An 18,141-nucleotide genomic window follows, 5' to 3' on the forward strand; every position below is an offset into this window, starting at 1 on the left:
TCTCAAATGACTCACGGATATTGCAAATTAAAAGAGGATTTCCGCCAAATACTCTCGAAGTTTTAAACTTTATAAATTAGGACTTTTTGCGTACTTGCATTTACTTTATGTCACTTTAGAATTGGAGAAACATTATGGGGAAACTTGGGGAAGCACTTTCTGTGGAGCGGACTCGTCTGTTCGTAGGAAGGGATAAAGAACTCCGCTTCATGAAAAATTGGTTAGTTCAGCAGGATGCCCCCGCCGAGGTGCTATTTATTTCTGGCATGGGCGGAATTGGTAAGTCTGCGCTTATGCTTCAATTTCTGAACATGGCGCAACGAGAAGGAGTAAACTCGATATGGCTGGATGGTAGGGTTTGCATGGACACGCCAGCTGGATTCCTAGAATCGTTAAAAGCCTTTCTCGTTCATCATCCGCTTGTGACAGCTTCACACCACAAATCCATTCAGGATATCATCGCCGAGATGGCTCGCGGGAAATTGCTTCTGTGTATCGATAACTATGAGTACATTCACAAAATAGAGGGCTGGTTCAGGGAAGCGTTCCTTCCAGGGCTGTCCGCGAGCGGGCTGCTTGTCGTTCTGGCATCCAGACAAGACCTGTCATTCTATTGGCAGATGGACCTGGCATGGCAGAATAGAATTAGGCATATCAAGCTTGGTCCCCTCACGGGAGGAGAGGCGCGGAACTACTTTTCTCAAAGAGGATTGGCAATAGAAAGTGAGGTGGAGCAACTCATCGGCGATTCACAAGGATTACCTCTCGCTATGGCGCTATTTGCTGAGCATCTGTTATTCCCAAGGCCGGAATCAGCCGCTTCAGTTATGCCCATTTCCATGCGGGTCAGCGCCGAAATGCTGCGTGAAGTCACCTCCTCCGAATTGAAAGAGGTACTGGAATTGCTATGTATTTTACCGTATGCGGATCCGAAGTGGCTGGGCTGGCTACTCGGAACTCCCTTATCCATGATGGATCTTGAGCGGCTCACTGGGTACTCCTTTATCCGTCCGACGGCGGGGGGTCTTGCACTGCACGATGTAGCGCGAACCTTTTTAATCGAGGACCTTTTGCAACGTGAACCTCTGCGTTTTCAGGAACTAAGAATAAAGATTATGGAGGGATTGACGAAAGAACTCAAACAAGCGGGTGGACAAGAAAAAAAGCGGATTGCTTCCGTTATGCTATCGACTTGCCGGGATATTTTTCATCTGAATTCCATCTCGATCATTTCTGCCAATATGGAGCTCATGGAAATGCAGCCATTTCGCACCCCGGATCTGCCCCAGTTGCATCAAATCATAACGGAGGATATCGCGTACTCCATCTCTTCAGAGATCGATCATGCCCTTCTAAACGCCCTGGCTGAGCAATTTCCGGAGAGCATTCATGTGTTCCGCTCCGCAGAAGAGGTTCCGTTGACATTTACTGCAGGCGTCCTGCTTTATAAAGAAACCATTTCATTGCTGGATCACTTTATACCGGGCGTGTTAGACGACGTTTTTCCAAAAGAAATCAAATATATGCGGCATTTGCCCATTGAGCAGGCGGATACCTATTATCAGTTACTCACAGGCGTTTCCACTCGCAAAAGCGATTATACTTTTCATGAATTGGTCGGTACGATCGTTTCAGACTCGATTATTCACTATACGGCGGGTCTTCGTCACGTCATCCTCACCACTTATGAGCAGACCAACGAAATGCTTGGAAATCTCGGTTTCCAATCGAGGCCCCTTCCAGGCAGAACGAGGGAACACCCCCTCTATGGCGCACTCATTCATACACGTGATTTGCGCGGGTCCGAGGTTGGCGATCATATCCTGGACCTGGTTAAAATTCCTTTAGGTGGGGAAAAAGCGGGTACGTCTTATGAGTTTACGGAAAAAGAGATGATAGCGGCACTGACATTGATGGACAATCCTACTGCTCTCGAACAATCGGATCTGGCACGCAAGTTATCGTGCAGCGGACCCGAATTGCAGCATAAACTTCAAAGTGTTTTTTCTAATCATCCCCCTTTTCCACTGACCAAGAGAGATCAGGCCTTACTGAAGATTCTCGCAGAAGCTCCGCTGATCACTGCGGAAATGGCGGCTGAGCAGTTGTTCATAAGTCGTGCCACCTACTACCGGGCGCGAAGAACGGCGATTCAAAACCTTATAGACATGATAAAGGGTGCGACGTAACCGCAAAAAAAAGGAAAGCCCTTGTTGATTCGGGCTTTCCTTCTTTGGGGATTACCTTACCTTATCTTCCTCGGACAACTTCTTCAGTTCCCGTCGCTGTCCGATGGATTACTTGCTCATTTGTGCCATCATTTTTAACAGAACGGTCACTGCTTCTGCTCTGGATGTTTGATTTTGAGGATCAAATTTGTTTCCGCCTTTACCATCGATGACGCCCATGTTCTTCAATGCTGTCACGGCACCTGTTGCCCATGCCGGTATGTCCTTGTCATCCGCGAAGCTGGTTGCGGCATTCGTTGTTTCGACTGCCAGGTTGAGCGCTCTTGCGATCATCGCTGCCATCTCAGAGCGTGTAATTGCAGCATTGGGACGGAAAGCACCGTCCTCTTTCCCTATTATAATCCACGCTTCTACCGCTTGTGCGACTGCTTTCCGTGCCCATGAACCGATCTGCGCCGAATCTGTAAACGTCAGATTAGCTCCATTTCCCTGCAGCTTCAATGCGTTCATCAGCATGACCGCAAATTCAGCACGCGTCACCATGCGATTCGGCTTGAATGTTCCGTCCGGATAGCCAGTGACGATACCATCGTTTATCGCTTGTTTAATGTTTGTCTCTGCCCAGTGTCCGGCAATATCAGTCGGTTTTATGGTTGGTTGTTCTTGTTCTTTAGGTTTTTGGGTTGCGAGTACGGCAAATTTCGCAAAGTGGCTGGTACTGCCGCTAACTTTGCCCGTATTCCAGTCAGCCTTGATATGGTCTAACGGAATCCATTCTCCTGTTGCTTCATTTAACCAATAGACGGCGACCGTGTAGTCATCCTGATCCATCTGTCCTACATCAAAAGGCAAGGTAAGGGTCACAGGTTTGTCAAAGTTTCCAGCTAAGTTCTTTGTGATCTCATAAGTCCTGCTGATGATTTTATTGTCTTTTGGTCGCCATTCTTCTTTTAAATTTGAGACGTCCTCTATGTTTACTGTAAAAACACTCCTAAATACACCGACAGGAAATGTTAATTCAACACCTCGAATGGTAATCGTCCCTCCTTTGCTTGGATCGATTTCATTTTGAGGCCGTGGTATGGGTATGGTTGTCGGTGTAGAGGATGTTGAGGGCGTTGATGGTGTTATCGGTGATGTGGGTATGGACGGTGTTGGCGGAGATGATCCTGCCACAGAGACCGAAACCGAGCTTTCTCGCACCTCCTCACCGTTTAAATACACGGTTAAGCTATAGTTCTTCGTTTGGTAAGTCGTGTTTTTCGGTAATGCAATAGCGGCTTCGGCACTGCTGTCACTGCCGACAATCGCTGTTGCAGCTTCTACCCCGTCAACGTACATTTTTAAAATCTGACCCGTAAGATGTGAACCTGTAATGGAGACGGTCGTACTTCCCCCGGTGTGGGTAAGGCTGGTTGGATTGGCAGAAATACCGGTCACAACAGGTACAGCAACCGTAAAGCTTGCACTTGCTGCATCCAGTGTGTTGCGGCTCGCATTTTGCAATACATCTCCTTCCACCATCACATGGTATAGACCATTCTCAAGTGAATGGTTAAACGTTAGCGCAAATGTATGAGACGCTTTGTCGTAGCTGCCTGCGAAGTCTGTGAACGGTTGCCCATCCTTTTCAAGGTGCACAAGCGTTTGTATATCCGTGTCCTCTACTTCTCCCCCGTCTTTCATCCGGTAGACTGCTTCGCTGACTGACAATTCGATGGTAAGCGGTGGGGTACGGAAAATTTGGTTATCCGTAAATCCGAAGGTAATGACAGGCTTGGTCGTATCGTACATGAAGCTCAAGACTTCGGACGCTTCATTCTTATGTCCGGTTGCATCCATGGCCTCGTCCGCCGCCACTTGCACGGTCACCATCTGGCCGTTCGCCATCGGCGTAACCGCAGCCGTGTATGTCTTCGAATCAACGGTGGCCAAGTTGGTAATTGCAGCATTGCTTACATGGATGCCCTCTGCGGTAAAACCGGTTACAGGTTCGCTGAAGGTCATCGTAATGGGAAAGGAAGCATTAACCGTACCGCTTGCCGTGCTTGACAGGGTAACCGTCGGCGGTGTGTTATCGAGAACAAAAGCATTCGAGACCACTTCGGCAACGTTTCCTAGCCGATCTGCCGCATGAATGTGTAAATACCAATTGTCGTCACCGCTTGTTTGCTCCAGCGTATCCCCACTCACGAAATTCTTCCAGCCTTCACTAGGAACCGCACTGCTTTGTGTCCAGGCATATTGCAGCGAAGTATCATCGACATTGCTCACCGTGTCTGTCACGGTTACTTTACTTTCCGCTGTTAAAGCCGGTAACGTATTGCCGTTGGGTTCGAATTGAATGTCGGGAGGTATGGAATCCTTCAAGACGGTAATTGTGTAAGTTTTGCCGGGTTTCAAGTAGGGCTCAACCCGAATCGGGATGACTGTTGAATCTCCCGAGATATCAACCGTCGCTGTGCTTCCGCTTGGTACCTGCTGATTGTTTACATATAACGCTCCATTAGCAACGTCTTCTAATGTCGCCGTTACATGAATGCTTGATAGCTCTGGGTCAATATAGGACGTATAAGATAGAGTGGATGGTGAGAACGGAGTGTCGAATGAACCTTCCTGCAGAGATAGCCCCTTCAGGTTGTCATTACCGGGCACATTCGATTGTCCATAATAATTATAGCCCCACGCGACGACCGTGCCATCTGACTTCAGCGCCAACGAATGATCGATTCCTGCTGTGATGGCCACGACATCGCTCAAATCCTTTGGCACATTCCTTTGTCCATCATTATTAGAGCCCCACGCGACGACCGTGCCATCTGATTTCAGCGCCAGCGAATGCCTGTATCCTGCTGCGATGGCCACGACATCACTCAACCCGTTTGGTACAATCGTTTGCCCACCATTATCTGTGCCCCACGCGACGACCGTACCATCTGACTTCAGCGCCAACGAATGATCGATTCCTGCGGCGATTGCCTTGATATCAGTCAATTCCCCTGGTACATTCGATTGTCCATAATAATCCCAGCCCCATCCGACGACCGTACCATCTGATTTTAGCGCCAGCGAATGGTGGTATCCTGCTGCGATGGCTTTGACACCCCCACTCAATTTTTCGATTGGCACATCCACTTGTCCATAACCATTATAGCCCCATCCGACGACTGTACCATCCGATTTCAGTCCCAATGAATGGCCCCATCCTGCTGCGATGGCCTCTAAACCACTCAATCCCGTTGGCACATTCGTTTGTCCAAAATAATTATAGCCCCATCCGACGACCGTTCCATCTGATTTCAGTGCCAACGAAAAGTTATCTCCTGCTGCGATGGCCTTGACACCATTCAATTCCGTGGGCACATTCGTTTGTCCAAAACCATTATCGCCCCATCCGACGACCGTTCCATCTGATTTCACCGCCAGTGAATGGTCGTCTCCTCCTGCGATCTGAGTTGCTTTGATTGGTGAGGCAGGATCTGATGGCATAGACGATTGACCATTGTTCCCCATTTCTGCCGCTGCCGACGGATTCCCATATGGAACGCTGAACATCATGATGGAAAAGACCAAGATCAGAACCATAACTTTATTTCCTGATTTACGCATTCTTCTTTCTCCTTTCAATTGCTGAACATAAAGCACGGCATGACAAATAAAAGCAACGTGTCATTATGATTCTAATGGACCTTTCTGGTGAATGCCGTCTCACTTTCATCGCAATTTTGTCTCATGAAACCCACTAACTTGGCACAAAAGAAGTTGATTTTTACACGAGCCTGTTGAAAAAAGTAGAAATGGAAGAATGATCGGATATCAGCAGATTTGCAACGTGGATTTTTGAACACATTAAGTAGCTTAAAGATCTCGTCTCCAAAAAATCCTGTCCGCTTATCGCGGACAGGATTTTATTTACTGCTAGCTTTGAAACTTTACATTCTATTTTTTCTCTTTGCCCGGCATACTCTCTGTTCGTCGCTTCAAGCATTGCTTCCCAATTCGCATAATCCGTCTCTCTATCGATATACCGATCGAAAAGTGATTGCAACCGCATTTGGACTCTCATGAGAGAGGCCAAATGCGGTTAGCAGACGGAATGTTATAAGATTTGACTGTAAACACAGAGAGGTAGCAGGACTGCGCCTCCTTTTTGCGTTTAATAGTTTCGATTGCAAGATATACTATGTTAAGACGGATGAAATAGTTGATTTTGTTAAGTGTCTAATCTTACTTTTAACGTTAAGGGAGCACTGATTTATTAGAAACATTGCAGAATCTCTATCATAATCCTAATCCTCCCTCTTCAGCAACACAACGCACTCCACATGGCTTGTCTGCGGGAACATGTCGACCGGCTGCACCCATTCGAGCTCATATCCGCCGTCCAGAAGGACCTTGCAGTCTTTCGCCAAGGTTGAAGGGTTGCAGGATACGTACACAAACCGCTTCGGCTTGGTTCGAAGCACTGTCTCCAGGAAACGCGAGTCCAGACCGGTACGCGGCGGGTCGGCTATAATAACGTCCGGCTTCATGCCTTCCTTGACCCAGCGGGGCAGCAGCTCCTCGGCCTGACCGACGTGGAAGCTGGCGTTAGCCCGTCCGTTTCGCTGCGCATTCGCCTTGGCATCCTCCACCGCTTCGGGGATCGTCTCGATCCCGCGTACTTCCTTGGCATAGGGCGCCAGCCAGAGCCCGATCGTGCCGGTTCCGCAGTATGCGTCAATAACGGTCTCTTTCCCCGTCAGTCCCGCTGCCGCCCGGACCGACTCGTACAGCTTGACCGTCTGCTGCGGATTCAGCTGGAAGAACGCTCTCGGCGATAGCGAGAATTGCAGATCGCTCAGCGATTCCTGCATGCTCTCTGCGCCCCATAGCGAAATCGTCCGGTCACCGAAGATAAGCGAGGTTTTCTTCGGATTGATGTTGAGTGAAATTCCGCTAACCTCCGGAATGGATAGGCGCAGCATGCGGACAAGATCATCCTGCCTTGGCAGCTTGCCGCCGGCCGTGACCAGTGTCACCTGCAATTCCCCGGACTGGAATCCATGACGAACCACGATGGTCCGTACGCCGTCCTTGTTTCCATTCTCCTTGTGAAGCGGAATCCGCAATTCTTCCAGTACGGATTTAACCTTCTCCACCGCTTCGTTTACCTTCGGATGCTGAATCGGGCAGCCGCTGATGTCCACAATCGTATGGCTGTCCGCTTCATAGAGTCCCGCGATCACCTCATGGCCCTTCCGTTTGAGCTGCAGCTGCGCTTTATTCCGGTAATCCCATGGGTGCTCCATGCCGAGAATCGGCTTAAACTTAACATCCTCCCGTCCCGCATACCGGCTGAACGCCTCGCGCACGATATCCGTCTTGGCCTGCAGCTGGCCCTCATAGGAGATATGCTGAATCTGGCATCCGCCGCAGATGCCGAATACCGGGCAGGGAGGTTCGATCCGGAAACGCGAACGCTTCTCCACTTCCACCAGCTGGGCCTTGATAAATTTAGGCTGTACCTCTTTCACCTCGGCTTTGACCACTTCGTTAGTGATCGCGCCGTCGATAAACACCGCCTTGCGGCGGTAATAACCGACACCTTCGCCGTTAATCCCAAGCCGCTTGATGGTAACAACAATGACATCGCCAGCCTGCAGCTCATCCGCGTGCTCCCGCCCGGCTGAAGGCCGTGGTCCCCGGACCTCTTGCTTATATTTATGAGAGGGTTTCGCCTTCGAATACGATGACTGATCCCGATTCTTCCCATGTCCCTGCTTAAAAGCCGGCTTGGCCCCAGCTTGATTCGCTGCAGCCCTCTCACCCAGCTTCTTCCCGTATGCTGTTGATTTATGGTTGTTTTGGGTTCCTTGTCCGGAACGTTTCTGCTCACTCATGCCTTGATTTCTCCATCCTTAATGGTATCGTGTCCAATATACCATGCCGAACCTGTGAATGCTAACAAGCAATCATCCATATTCCCGGATTACAGCTGTGCTCTTCGTCATTGGCGGGGTCACCTCGCCCCTCGGTGTAGCGCAAAAAATATTTTTTTCCAATTTGGAAACCATGAGCGAAACTTCAACGTATAATCCCATTATCATACATTCTATTATGGGGGTATCTTTTATGTCGTTTTTTAACAAAATGCTAGCGAGTGTAGGTATTGGAGCAGCCCAGATCGATACGCACCTTGAGAAATCCTCCTATTATCCCGGTGAGGAAGTACGCGGGGTCATTCACATTAAGGGAGGCAGTGTCGAGCAGACGGTGGACCGCATTTACTTGAAACTGATGACGGAATATACCAAGGAAAGCGACGACAAGAAATACATAGAGTCCTATACCATTGCAAAAGTTAACGTCTCAAGCCGTATCACATTGAAGCCCGGAGATCATCAGGAAATCCCGTTCTCCTTCCCTCTCCCGCCGGAAACGCCGCTCACCATCTCCAGACAGCCGGTATGGATCCATACCGGACTCGATATCGATAATGCCATCGATCCCAAGGACCGTGATTTTATCGAGGTTGAACCGAACCCGGCTGCTTCCATCGTGTTTGATGCCGTAGAGGATCTTGGCTTCAGCTTCAAAATGGCGACATGCGAATATCACCCTCGCCTTGGCCGGGGCGTTCCTTTCGTGCAAGAAATTGAATTTTATCCAGGCTCCCGGTATGCCGGTCATATCAAAGAGCTTGAATTGATCCTGTACCCGGAGCAGGACGGCATCTCGGTCCTGGTCGAGGTTGACCGCAGAGGCCGAGGGGTATCCGGCTGGCTCCAGCGCTCTCTTGATATGGATGAGCAGCATTCCTGGCTGACGCTGGATGAGCAGGAGCTTGGGCAAGGTCCTTCCCATGTAGCAGAGCTTATCGACCGGATCATTCGCCGATCGATTTAATTAGAAATGACCCGCAAGCTGGATCACTTCAAGCCAAGTGTCCATCCTGCGGGTCAATTTTTTTCATTGTACTCGCTTCATATTAATAAATCATCCGTTTCAGCTCATCGCCAATGCCGGATTTCCGGTAAAAATACGTATTGATGATATCCCGCCACTCTTTCGAATGTTCCGCCTGATGGCGAAGCCGCCCCATCACAGCCTCATGACGCTTCGGATCAACAAGCCCTTCCAGCAGACGCCAACGCTCTATCAGTGCCTCCACCCCATCCGCTCCTTCAAAATGCGAATCATAGATGTGCTGTATCACGGTTTTGCCGGAATGAAGCCGGTGCGTGTAAGGAACATGGTGGAAAAAGAGCAGCAGCTCATCCGGGCACGAATCAAGTGATTCGTAGCGCTCGGCATTTTCCGCGAAATATTGCCCCGTGTAGCCTGTTCCGTCCTTCACCGTCCGGTTTACTCCCATGCCATGACAATCGGCAAAATGGTACGTACCCCACACCGAATACTCATAACCGTCCACGTTCGGCCCATAATGATGCCCCGGATTGACCATCCAGCCTACACCCAGCGGAGATGTATAATTCTCATAAATGCGCCAGGACTCCGCAAGCATGGTTGTCAGTTGTTCCACTACGGCAGCATGGGTGCCGAAGGTCTGCTTGATCCATTCCTCCGTAATCTCGGCCTCGGACAAATCCGGATTCCAGGCCAGCCGCCCGTAACCATACAGATTGGCCTGTGCAAGTGTATGTCCAGTCCAGTTCTCATCATCGCCTACATTGATGACTGCGGTGATTCCGCAGTGCTTGTAATCATACAGCTCACCCGATGCCACCCTCTGGATCGTGGAGCCTTCTCCCCGGGCATACGTGTCGAAATCCAGCACGTCCTTCCACTGGGGAACGAGGTAGCACAAATGTTTTTGCTGTCCCGTATATTCTTGCGTGATCTGGAATTCCAGCATCTGATTGGTTTGCGGCATGGCGCCCAGCAGAGGAGATACCGCTTCTCTCACCTGAAAATCCATCGGGCCGTTCTTGATCTGCAAAATGACGTTGTCCCTGAACTGTCCATCCAGCGGCTTAAAATGATCGTACGCTGCGCGTGCCCGGTCCGTCGCCCGGTCCCTCCAGTCCTGCATGCAGTTATATACGAAACATCGCCAGATGACAACGCCCCCGTATGGAGCCAATGCCTCTGCCAGCATGTTCGAACCATCCGCATGCGTCCGGTTATATGTAAACGGACCGGGACGGTGCTCGGAATCAGCTTTAACAACAAAGCCGCCGAAATCCGGGATATAGCGATAGATTTCCACCGCTTTTTCCTTCCACCATTGACGGACGCCAGAGTCCAGCGGATCGGCCGTCGCAAGTCCTCCGAGCTGCATCGGGCTTGCATAATTGATACTCAGGAACAACCGTATTCCATACGCGCTGAAGATCCCGGCGACTCTGGCGACTTGAGGCAAATACTCGGCAGTAATCAGCCGTGCCTCCGCTTCATGTACGTTGACGTTATTGATGGAAATGCCATTGATTCCGATAGAAGCCATAAGCCGGGCATAATCCCGAATTCGCCCATCATCCTCTATCAAGCGCTGATCCTTGAAGAAGATCGACCTGCCTGCATATCCCCGTTCAATCGAGCCATCCATGTTGTCCCAATGGTTCATCATCCGAAGCGGATTCCGTGGATTCTCCACGAGATCGATCCGCTCCGCAGGCACCTCCATTTGCAGCAGTCTTAACAGATGGAAAGCCCCGTACAGGATCCCCTTGTCCGTCCTGCCGACAATGTAAAGGCAGCCACCGTTCTCCTTATCAGCGACATGCTTGAGAAGATAGCCCTCCTCGTTCAAATCCTGTAGAGGCAAGTCCGAATGAAGTTCATTCGGCAAAGATTCCCTAACCGTAGCGCATCTGATAAATGCGCCTTGAGCCAAGCTTTCTCCTCCAACAACGATCTCAGGTAATTGTCCGCTCATCTCGCGAATGCCATATCGCAATTCGCGAACCGCAGCTTCTACCGTATCCGACCATTCAGAGACGAAAATTCTGGACCATACAGGCAGTCCCTGTAGAGAATCCCTTGGCTCGTATCGCAGCCAGCCGCGGTCAGCAGCCGAATATGGAAGCTGTAACTCCGTGATCTCCATGACTTAAGCCATCTCCCTCCATATGTAAGCGGCAGGTGGACACGGTCATCATGCTCTTTTAGAGCAACCCGTCGTTTACGTTCGGATCGGATATCATATAAAATAATGCGGATATTTCTCGCGCAAGATATCCTGCTCCACAACGACAAGGCGCAGATGACTCTCCATCACTTTCATGGCCTGCTCCGCTTTTTTATTGACAATCAACTGATACATTTCTTTATGCTGGGAGATGATATTCTCCCAGTTGGAATCCTTGGACAGCCGAAGGAGTCGCAGACGGTTGAAATGAATGTTCAGCTGCTGCAGCATCTTCCAGGTCCGTTCTTTTTGCACACCCTCAAACAGAATTTGGTGAAACTCTTCGTCCAGCTCAAACAGCTTATAGAAATTATGGTTGCCCGCGCATACATCCTGGAGCGCAATATTTGTCTCCAGCCGGAAACGGAACTGTTCGGGAAAAAAATCGCAGGCAAGCGCCACGATCTCCTTCTCGATCTTCTCCCTGATGAATCGGCCTTCCTCAACATGCCTGAGATTAATACGGGATACGATCGTCCCGCTTTGCGGAATGATGTCCAGCAGTTCCTCTTCAGCAAGCTTCATAAACGCTTCCCGGACCGGCGTTCTGCTGACATTCAATTCGTCCGCAATTTCTTTTTCCGAGATTTTCGTACCCGGCTCCAGCTCCAGATGCAGTATCCGATCCTTCAATAGATGATAAGAATACTCACGGGTAGAGCCTTTAATCTTTTGCTCTGTTGACATATATCGTTACCTCTTTCTCCTATGCTCTATGTTCTCTATACTTCGTTATTATCATCGGCAGTTAGCAACGCAACTCATGCGGATCATTTCTTCCGATCACTGTTGCTGTTAGGATATTCCTCCTCTATATTACCTGAATTAACGGCTCGGACGGTATAAAATGTATGGGAATATCCGGAAAAAGGTCGCGCAGCAGTCCTGCCACGCATTCCATGCCCGGCTCCTCGCTGGCAGCATGGCCCAGCAGAAGCAGGGACAGAGACCGGCCCTGGGCCGCTGCATCGCCGATGTATTCAGGTGTTTCCCATTCCGGCCCTTCACCCGTGATGAGCAGATCCAGCTGCTCATTCAGGCAGAGCGGGATCGCATGCGATCCGCCTCCCCTATAACCCACGGCTATGCCGATTCTGCTGCATACACTGCTCTCATTTCCGGTATATCGCAGGTAAGAAATGCCCAGCTTTTTTTTTACGTTCTCCGCTATATCCTGGACACTCATCACTTCCGGTAAAGTGACGATGGCAGCTGTCGGAAGAAACTTGACGACATCGTCTTCATAGCCCAGCGCCCTGACAAGCCCTTGCGTAATCATATCAGGAACGTACCGGTGAGGCGCATCGTGAAAGCGATAGATCGTCAGCTTCCCAGATTGGATCAAGCGGAGTTTATCCTGATAAACGGGGCTTTCCGTCATTCCTTCATACTCGGCCTCATGATGGCTGTAGAACACCCCCTCATGCGTAATCAGCAGATTCGCTCCCGCCTGAAGCGTTCTCTGGATAACTGAATGCGATGCGGCAAAGGTAACGGCAATTCCGTGGACAACGGCGGCCTCGCTTCCTGCAACGACCCTGTCCACCGTGGATGCATGGGGTTCCGTCGAACCAGTTAACCGATTGATAACATCCTGAACGGTAATGCTCAATCTACAACAACCTCCTTGGATCATCGCAGCCACCGAATGAAAACAGGCCGCCCTTTCCATGACGAAACGGCAGCCTGTGATCCGTTGGTTATTTCTGCTCTTTATAGGTTTTATACGTTTTATTCGCAATTTCCAGGTATTGACCCACACCCTGGCTATCCAGCTCTGCCACGAACTTGTCGTAATCCGCGAGATCACGGTCGCCCAGAATGAACTTCAGCGTGTTTTGATCCGTGTAATCCTTGAGCGGCGTGCTGAGCAGCGTCACTCGCTCGCGTTCTTCAACCGAGTAAGGGATTGGCGGCTCCGGCTTCACCACGGTTTTGGTCTCGCTCATGCTCTTCTGGAATTGCTGCTCTTCCTCGCTGAACATGGATTGCAGCAGCTCGGTTGTACCGCCATAAGCGAACACCCCTCCGGAGAAGCCGTTCTCAATCCGCAGATCCTTTGTGCCTTTCGGATTCAGTCCGTTGTAGTTAATGTCGTCCATCAGCTTGCGAACGCCGCCTTCTTTGGTATACGTTACGCCTTCAACGCCCCACTTCGCGAATTCCTGTCCTTGGTCGCTGTAATAGAGCCAATCGATAAACTGCAGGATCGCTTTAAAATGCTCGCTCTCTTTCACTTTGGAAGAGATCATGACCCCGTTCTCAAGACGGCTGCCGGACATCAGCTGGCCTGCGGGACCGCCGGGAACCGTGATTTTGCTAATCGCATACTTGCCTTCACCCAGCGTTTTGTCCATGTCGTTACGGTGCTGAACGACGGTCTGGGAATTGCCGTTAATGATGAAGGACTTGCCGGAGACAAATTTCTGCACGGCCTGATCGTCATCCTGGGTAAAACTCTCTTTGTCCAGCAAGCCTTCAGCCACCAGCTTATGGAAGTAGGTCAGCATTTCCTTATACTCTTCCGTGGCTGCCGTATAAACAAACTCATCCTTGTCTTCCAGATAAGTCAGTCCGCTGCCGAAGCCCCATCCGGCTTTCGTGCCAAAGCCCGTTGCCGCGATGTTCAGCGTGCTGTTGAATTTAAAGCGGTCGGAGAACGGCGTTACATCCGGATATTCCTGCTTGAGCTGTTTCATGGCCGTATACAGCTCATCCCAGGTCGTCGGGATGGCAATGCCATGCTTCTCGAAAATATCCTTGCGCACAATCAGCGTATAGTCCGGCCATACCGCTTCATGCAGGCCCGGAAGCACATAATATTTTTTGTCCTCCTGACGGAGTCCCTCCAGTTCGCTATCCATATCCCATTTCTCGACCTTGTCCTTGAAGTTTGGCATCAGGTCAATATAGTCGCTGATCGGAAGAATCGCCCCGGAAGCCACAAACGCCGATTCTTCCCCCGGGTAAGTCTTTGGAATGACCAGCGGCGCGTCGCCGGAGCTGATCAACAGGCTGCGCTTCTGGCTGTAATCGCTCATTGGCACAATGGTCGGCTTCAGCGTCACGTTTGTCATTTCTTTTAGTTTAGCAAAAAGCATCCAGTCCTGCTTGTACGGGTAGGCAGGCTGATCGCTGTAGAGAATCGACAGGTCAAACGGCTCCGTTGCCTTGAATGCATCGCCTACCGCATAGGTTTCCATGGCGCCCTTATCCTGTACTTCGGCCTCTTTGCCGCCGGTTTTGTCATTACATGCAGCCAATACCACAACGATCAGCGATAACAGGAACGCTTTGCCCCAAAACGAACGAGGATTCTTTTTCATCTTTCCATTCCCCCTAAGGTATCCATAATGGCCGTTCAGATGTCCTATTGCTTAACAGATCCCAGCATGATGCCGGTTACAAAATAACGCTGCACAAACGGGTAAATCGTCAAGATCGGCAGGATGGTCAGCACCATGGTCACCGACTTGATGTTAGCGGATATCTGCGTCAAGTTATCGGCAGAGGTAGCACCAGCTGAAGTGACACCCGTTGCACCGGCAATCATGTTGCGTAAATAAATCGTGACCGGGAAGAGCTCCTTCTGATCCAGATACAGAAAGGCTGGAAACCAGGAGTTCCAGTGCCCGACTGCATAGAAGAGCACCATCGTAGCGATAACCGCTTTACTTAAAGGCAGCACAATTCGGAACAGCATGCCATACGTATTCAGGCCGTCAATGGCCGCGGCTTCCTCCAGCTCTTCCGGCATATTTTCAAAAAACGATTTCATAATGAGCATGTTGTAGATGCTGATGGCTCCCGGAATCACAATCGCCCAGAGGGAGTTGCCAAACCCGAGGCTGTTGATGAGCACATAGTTCGGGATCAGGCCTCCGTTGAAGAACATCTTGAACACCGCAAACATCGTCAGGAACTTGCGGCCCAGCAGTCTTTTCTTCGATAAGGCGTAAGCAAAGATTGTGGTCAGGAACATGGATATCGCGGTACCTACCACACTGTACACAACGGTGTTTTTGTAATTCGTCCAGAACATGGCGTCTTTAGTTACGGTTTTGTAGGTATCGATATTGAAGCCCCTGGGAATCAGGTTGACCTTCCCGGAGTTGATGTACGACTCGCTGCTGAAGGACTGAGCGACCACGTTCAGGAAGGGATACAGCGTGATAAAGACGATAAACAGCAGAATGATGGCATTGCACACTTTGAACACCTTATAGGATCTTGACTCCTTCATGTATGCTCCCTCCTTACCATAAGCTTCGATCCGTGAGTCTTCGAGAGATCGCATTCACAGAGAATACGAGTATCAGCCCGATCACGGATTCGAACAGCCCGATCGCCGTGGCGTAACTGAAGTTGCTCGATACGAGACCGACCCGGTACAGATAAGTCGAGATCACGTCAGCCGTCTCATAGATGACCGGATTGTACAGCAGCAATATTTTCTCAAAACCTACTGCCAGGAATGCCCCCATATTGAGGATCAGCAGCGTAACAATCGTTGGCAGAATGCCTGGAATCGTGACAAACATCGTTTGCTTCCAGCGGTTGGCGCCGTCGATTCTCGCCGCTTCGTACAGGGATTCATCAATCGTTGTTAATGCCGCCAGGTACAGAATCGCGCCCCAGCCCATGCCCTGCCAAATTTCCGAAGAGATATAGATCGTTCGGAACCACTCGGCCCGCTGCATGAAATTGATTCTGTCTCCATTGAAGAATTCCACCAGAGAGTTAATGGAGCCATTGACTGAGGTCAATTGCAGGATCATTCCGGCAACGATGACGATGGACAGGAAATGCGGAAGATAAGATGCCGTCTGGACAAACTTCTTGAACCGCTTGCTCTTTACCTCATTCAGCAGCAGCGCAAAGATAATCGGAACGGGAAACGTAAAGAGCAGAGACAATGCACCAAGCAGCAAGGTGTTTGTGAACACATTCCAGAACGCGGGATCATGGATGAACATTTTGAAATAATGCAGTCCTACCCATTTCTCTCCATAAATGTTGCCTCCAGGCATAAATCGTCGGAAGGCGATTATGTTGCCGATCATCGGCCCGTATTTGAAAATGAGCAGGTATACAATCGGCAGAACCAACAGGGAGTACAGCTGCCAATCCTTTCGGATCAGCGCCGCGAGGATCTTAAGCTTGGGTTTCTTGGCCGCTTTCACGGCTGGCAAGGGATGATTTGCGACTTTTGGCTCCATTGACGTCATTCACTCCAATCCGTAAGGCCTTTCCTTATGCTTGTTCAATCCGAACAAGACCATCATTCTTCATCCATTTCAATGCAACAGCAAAATAAGTAATCGCTTTCAAAACTGTCGTTATCATCGTTCAACTTCGGCAAGCCTGGGTATGATCCACCCGGTGCATTGTATCCCCCCTTTTTATATTAAGCGCTTACATTGTTGATTTAAAAAATAGACTCCAATTCATGGATGTCCTTCCGGAAAAGAAAACCAGCCTGCTCTTCCTCCTATGTAGAGAGTCAATGATTGTATACTAGTATAACTAGTATGGTAGTTGGTTTCATTGTAATGGACGTTTTCTACAATTTCAATACCTTTTTTTTATCATTTATAAATTTCCGATTCTAAACCTCAAAAAAAACCGTGAGCAGATTCAGGCTACGGCCTGTTGCGTCACGGTTTATCGGATTTCATTCCTACCAAGGTATTCATCATGTATAAAGGACAGAAGTTCTCGCTTCTGCCCCTTGAGGTTTCCCTGCCACCATTTGATTTACTTCAGCTCCGTCACATTGCCGTCAATGCTGATGCTTTTAATATCCAGATCCCCCAGAAAAACGAGGTTATTCTTGCTGTCCAGATTATACAGCCACTGAAACCCGCTCTCTGTAGTACTTGTGGAACTAGCATGAAGCATTGTTACGGAACCGTCCACGGCAGTCACCTTAACCTCTGGCGTATATTCCGGGAGTTTATCCAGCTTACCATCCGTACGCTTGCCTTCAATGGCCACACCGATGGAAGAAACATGAATTGTGCTGAGAGACAGTGCCTCCTCACCTTCATAGATCGCCAGATTCAGATTCAACTCTCTTTCCTTGCCGGCAGAAATAGTAAATTGAACATCCCATGGCCCATCAACAGCTTGAGTAGCGTCCGCGGCCGTGATTCGATCAGCTGTGATCCGTGCCTTTAACCCTTCGAGGTCATTCATCGCATCCATCTCAAATACGCCGACCAGCTTTTTGTTATCGTCCACAAGCTGCTGTGCCACCATATAACTCACATCATGTTCCGCTTTCAGTTCAAGTCCGGGTATCGATGCACCCACGGGGAATGGCTTACCATCCTCCTTCGTGAAGCTGACTACCAAATAACCGCTGTTGCCGACATAAACGCCTTCTTCAACAATCATGCTTACCCCCGCCACGGTATCCTTCCCTTGTATAGGTGATCGTTCATCTTCCGCAATGGACGCGGATGGACCGAAGAACTGCTTCAAGCTATCCATGTATTGGCTCGCAAAAGCGGTCGTGCTAAGTATCATGATCATCGCGGCAGCGATAACGATACTGGCTTTATATTTTTTCACTTTCCTGTTTTTCAACACTATTGTTTCCTCCTCTTGAATATGGTTCATCGCTCGGTTCTTGATCCGTTCCATACTGATCTGCTCCGTCAACTCGCGTTCCTCATCCTCCGTAAGGAGGAGATTATCCAGATTCTGATTGTCGATATTGGCCATAATATCTACAATTCGCCGCTTCACTTGCATCCATCCCCTTTCGTTATCGATTTGAAGCTTCACTTCTATAGACACCATCCTTCATAGAAA

The 18,141-nt window shown here is 49.6% G+C and carries 11 protein-coding genes; 2 read left to right on the plus strand and 9 right to left on the minus strand.

The genetic code is table 11. The annotated features are described in order from the left end of the window. Positions 1-134 precede the first annotated feature (134 nt). Positions 135-2,189: an ATP-binding protein gene (locus B9D94_RS22840; RefSeq protein ID WP_006208594.1), complete on the plus strand. Its 2,055-nt coding sequence runs from the start codon at positions 135-137 to the stop codon at positions 2,187-2,189. Positions 2,190-2,297: 108 nt separating this feature from the next. Here B9D94_RS22840 and B9D94_RS22845 read toward each other — a convergent pair whose 3' ends face one another. Then, the gene (locus B9D94_RS22845; RefSeq protein WP_148248047.1) at positions 2,298-5,798 is read right to left on the minus strand and encodes an S-layer homology domain-containing protein; all 3,501 of its coding nucleotides are present in this window, start codon (positions 5,796-5,798) and stop codon (positions 2,298-2,300) included. A 680-nt stretch (positions 5,799-6,478) separates the two neighbouring features. Continuing rightward, positions 6,479-8,071 (minus strand): 23S rRNA (uracil(1939)-C(5))-methyltransferase RlmD, encoded by a 1,593-nt coding sequence (gene rlmD / locus B9D94_RS22850; RefSeq protein ID WP_148248048.1) that lies wholly within the window; start codon positions 8,069-8,071, stop codon positions 6,479-6,481. A 232-nt stretch (positions 8,072-8,303) separates the two neighbouring features. Between rlmD and B9D94_RS22855 the strand changes: the two genes are divergently transcribed. Beyond that, the gene (locus B9D94_RS22855; RefSeq protein ID WP_006208579.1) at positions 8,304-9,077 is read left to right on the plus strand and encodes a sporulation protein; all 774 of its coding nucleotides are present in this window, start codon (positions 8,304-8,306) and stop codon (positions 9,075-9,077) included. Between the two features lie 82 nt (positions 9,078-9,159). Here the strand turns inward: B9D94_RS22855 and B9D94_RS22860 are convergent, their stop codons facing one another. The 7 genes from B9D94_RS22860 to B9D94_RS22890 all read right to left on the minus strand — a co-directional run bounded on the left by B9D94_RS22860 (position 9,160) and on the right by B9D94_RS22890 (position 18,129). Then, positions 9,160-11,241 (minus strand): alpha-glucuronidase family glycosyl hydrolase, encoded by a 2,082-nt coding sequence (locus B9D94_RS22860; RefSeq protein WP_148248049.1) that lies wholly within the window; start codon positions 11,239-11,241, stop codon positions 9,160-9,162. A 93-nt stretch (positions 11,242-11,334) separates the two neighbouring features. Beyond that, positions 11,335-12,009: a GntR family transcriptional regulator gene (locus B9D94_RS22865; RefSeq protein ID WP_006208577.1), complete on the minus strand. Its 675-nt coding sequence runs from the start codon at positions 12,007-12,009 to the stop codon at positions 11,335-11,337. 124 nt (positions 12,010-12,133) lie between these two features. Further along, on the minus strand, positions 12,134-12,934 hold the full coding sequence (locus B9D94_RS22870) for a Nif3-like dinuclear metal center hexameric protein (protein ID WP_148248050.1): 801 nt from the start codon (positions 12,932-12,934) through the stop codon (positions 12,134-12,136). 88 nt (positions 12,935-13,022) lie between these two features. Beyond that, entirely contained in the window at positions 13,023-14,648 is a 1,626-nt protein-coding gene (locus B9D94_RS22875; RefSeq protein WP_148248051.1) for an ABC transporter substrate-binding protein, read from the minus strand. A 44-nt stretch (positions 14,649-14,692) separates the two neighbouring features. After that, positions 14,693-15,565, minus strand: a complete 873-nt coding sequence (locus B9D94_RS22880; RefSeq protein ID WP_148248052.1) for a carbohydrate ABC transporter permease — start codon at positions 15,563-15,565, stop codon at positions 14,693-14,695. Between the two features lie 13 nt (positions 15,566-15,578). Then, complete coding sequence (locus B9D94_RS22885) at positions 15,579-16,541, minus strand: ABC transporter permease (protein WP_006208573.1); 963 nt, start codon at positions 16,539-16,541, stop codon at positions 15,579-15,581. A gap of 538 nt (positions 16,542-17,079) precedes the next feature. Then, complete coding sequence (locus B9D94_RS22890; RefSeq protein WP_253806017.1) at positions 17,080-18,129, minus strand: hypothetical protein; 1,050 nt, start codon at positions 18,127-18,129, stop codon at positions 17,080-17,082. Positions 18,130-18,141: the final 12 nt, after the last annotated feature.

It is taken from the genome of Paenibacillus sp. Cedars (genome assembly GCF_003184205.1).
GTDB classification, from domain to species: domain Bacteria; phylum Bacillota; class Bacilli; order Paenibacillales; family Paenibacillaceae; genus Paenibacillus_AQ; species Paenibacillus_AQ glucanolyticus.

Coding starts and splice junctions, on each gene's coding strand:
- B9D94_RS22840 (WP_006208594.1), top strand. CDS start 135: ATGGGGAAACTTGGGGAAGCACTTTCTGTGGAGCGGACTCGTCTGTTC.
- B9D94_RS22845 (WP_148248047.1), bottom strand. CDS start 5,798: ATGCGTAAATCAGGAAATAAAGTTATGGTTCTGATCTTGGTCTTTTCC.
- rlmD (WP_148248048.1), bottom strand. CDS start 8,071: ATGAGTGAGCAGAAACGTTCCGGACAAGGAACCCAAAACAACCATAAA.
- B9D94_RS22855 (WP_006208579.1), top strand. CDS start 8,304: ATGTCGTTTTTTAACAAAATGCTAGCGAGTGTAGGTATTGGAGCAGCC.
- B9D94_RS22860 (WP_148248049.1), bottom strand. CDS start 11,241: ATGGAGATCACGGAGTTACAGCTTCCATATTCGGCTGCTGACCGCGGC.
- B9D94_RS22865 (WP_006208577.1), bottom strand. CDS start 12,009: ATGTCAACAGAGCAAAAGATTAAAGGCTCTACCCGTGAGTATTCTTAT.
- B9D94_RS22875 (WP_148248051.1), bottom strand. CDS start 14,648: ATGAAAAAGAATCCTCGTTCGTTTTGGGGCAAAGCGTTCCTGTTATCG.
- B9D94_RS22880 (WP_148248052.1), bottom strand. CDS start 15,565: ATGAAGGAGTCAAGATCCTATAAGGTGTTCAAAGTGTGCAATGCCATC.
- B9D94_RS22885 (WP_006208573.1), bottom strand. CDS start 16,541: ATGGAGCCAAAAGTCGCAAATCATCCCTTGCCAGCCGTGAAAGCGGCC.
- B9D94_RS22890 (WP_253806017.1), bottom strand. CDS start 18,129: ATGGTGTCTATAGAAGTGAAGCTTCAAATCGATAACGAAAGGGGATGG.